General features: G+C 41.7%; 1 protein-coding gene. It reads right to left on the reverse strand.

The window, feature by feature from the left end:
• Positions 1 to 447: Arm DNA-binding domain-containing protein (locus DW917_RS13865; RefSeq protein WP_233524751.1), on the reverse strand; the 447-nt coding region annotated here is incomplete at its 3' end.
• Between the last annotated feature and the right edge of the window lie 351 nt (positions 448 to 798).

Consider the following 798-nt stretch of genomic DNA (forward strand, 5'->3'; position numbering starts at 1 on the left):
CTGCAAGAACTCGCCCACATAGGCACACCCGATTCTATACTTCGTGTATGTACTCAAAGATTTCATGCCAGCCTTATATTGCTTTTCCATTTCATCACGGCTTTGGGAATAGACTTTCATCAGTGTATGGCAACGATACTCCAAGCCAAGAAAGGCGTTCTTCACCTTGTCGGCAGTGACGAAGTTGTCCCTGTCCATAATCTCCTGATAATGCTTGCTGATACTCACACGCATCTTGTCCAATTTACGGTTCACCTCCAAAGCCTGCATACTCTTACCTATCATGCGTCCGCCCTTGGTGTCCCACAAATCAGAATTGGCAGTTGTCTTGCAACTGAACTGCGCCTGTGTTCCGTCCACTGTGATACGTCCCATAACTGGAACAGTACCATCTTTCTTTACTACCTGTCTTTTGAGGTAGAAGATAATTGAAAATGTACTCTTCATAACGTCATTCTTTTTTGCGTTCAAAATTAATACATGAAGAGTCTTTTCTTGCTACGCATTTCACGGCAGAACACGGCAAATTTGGTTCGTAACCAAAAATCTTACGTTACTCATCAGTAACTCACTATAAATCAGAGTATTCAAATTCAATTCGTAACCTTCCTCATTCTTCCGAACCTTAACATTCCTCATTTGGGGTATAGGTTACGGATAGGTAACGTTCCTCTGTCTCATCTTGTCGTATTCCCGTCTTCGTCTGTCCTCGCCACTTTTAACCAAAATGAGGAAAGTAACTGATAACCAGTAAACTTTCCTCATTCTTCTCTCAAACACTTTTTATATGTACTTTCC

It is taken from the genome of Prevotella sp. AM42-24, assembly GCF_003461825.1.
GTDB classification, from domain to species: domain Bacteria; phylum Bacteroidota; class Bacteroidia; order Bacteroidales; family Bacteroidaceae; genus Prevotella; species Prevotella hominis.